This window comes from Streptomyces sp. NPDC002130 (assembly GCF_040296465.1).
GTDB lineage: Bacteria > Actinomycetota > Actinomycetes > Streptomycetales > Streptomycetaceae > Streptomyces.
Genome location: NZ_JBEOXI010000901.1, coordinates 1 through 1,348, shown reverse-complemented (window position 1 = coordinate 1,348; position 1,348 = coordinate 1). Strand labels below are relative to the sequence as shown.

At 62.6% G+C, this 1,348-nt stretch carries 1 protein-coding gene and 1 pseudogene; both read left to right on the top strand.

Going from position 1 to position 1,348, the window contains the following annotated elements; all coding sequences use genetic code 11:
* Positions 1-158: 3-hydroxyacyl-CoA dehydrogenase family protein (locus ABT116_RS46795; protein WP_351647405.1), on the top strand; the 158-nt coding region annotated here is incomplete at its 5' end.
* Between the two features lie 92 nt (positions 159-250).
* Positions 251-1,348 (top strand): annotated as a pseudogene (locus ABT116_RS46790) (5-methyltetrahydropteroyltriglutamate--homocysteine S-methyltransferase); the annotation flags it as partial.

The following is a 1,348-nucleotide window of genomic DNA, read 5'->3' as shown; positions in this document are numbered from 1 at the left end:
CCATCGCCGACTCAATGTACGAAGAGTTCAAGGAGCCGCTGTACTCCGCTCCGCCGCTGCTCCTGCGTATGGTCGAAGCCGGATTGACCGGCAAGAAGTCCGGCGCGGGCTTCTACGAATACGCCGACAACGGTCGCTCCACCAAGCAGGCAAGCTAAGGCCCACAGCCCCCTGTGCGCGTTTGTGGAGTGTAGAGACTCCATAAGCGCGCACAGGGCGCTCGCGCCCCTCGGTTAGAAAGGTCGACCGCATGTCCAGCAGCACTGCAGCATTCGGCTCCAGCGTCCTGGGGTATCCGCGCATCGGGCCGCGCCGTGAGCTCAAGCGCGCCCTCGAGTCCTACTGGCACGGCACTTCGGTCAAGGACGCACTACTCGCGGTCGCCAAGGAACTCCAGGAATCGACCTGGAGTGAATTGGCTGCGACGGGATTGAGCCAGGTTCCGGGCAACACTTTCTCCTTCTACGATCACGTGCTCGACAACGCGCTGCTCTTCGGCGCCGTGCCGGAGCGGTTCAAGCCGCTCGAGGGCGCCCTCGATCCGCTCGATTTCTACTTCACGATGGCACGCGGTCGTCCGGACTTCCCGCCTCTCGAGCTGGTGCGCTTCTTCGGTACGAACTACTACTACCGTCAGCCCGAGATCGACGCGAACACTGTGTTCGCGCTCAACTCGGATGCACTTCTCGACGAATTCGAACGTGCGAAGGCGCGCGGCATCGAATTGCGCCCCGTCATCATGGGGCCCGTCTCGCTGCTTCTGCTTTCGAAGGTCGGACCTGCCACCGAGAAGTCCGATCCGAACTTCACCCCACTCGACCTGTTGGACGCGCTTCTGCCCGAGTACGAGAAGCTCTTCGAGCAGCTCGCCAAGGCCGGTGCGACCTGTGTTCAGTTGGACGAGCCTTCGGTCACCGAGGACCGCACCCCCGAGGAGCTAGCCGCTCTGGGACGTGCATACGAGAAGCTGTCGACGGCTCCGCTGCGCCCGCGTCTGTTGGTGACCGGTCCGTACGGCAAGTTCGGCGAAGCCCTCAACATCTTGGCGCCCACCAAGATCGAAGCCTTCGGTCTGGACCTGGTGCACGGCAAGATCACGGCCGAGGAACTGGCCGCGGTGCCGAACATCAAGCGCAAGCGCATCTACGCGGGCGTCGTCGACGGTCGCAATGTTTGGCGCGTCGACCGGTTCAACACCTTGACGTACCTGAACGAACTCAAGGACGTTGTACCCGACCTCGTCGTCTCCACGTCGTCGTCGCTGCTACACGTGCCGTACGACGTGCTCTCCGAGTACGACATTCCGGGAGACGTTGCAGACCGTCTGGCTTTTGCGAAGCAGAAGGTC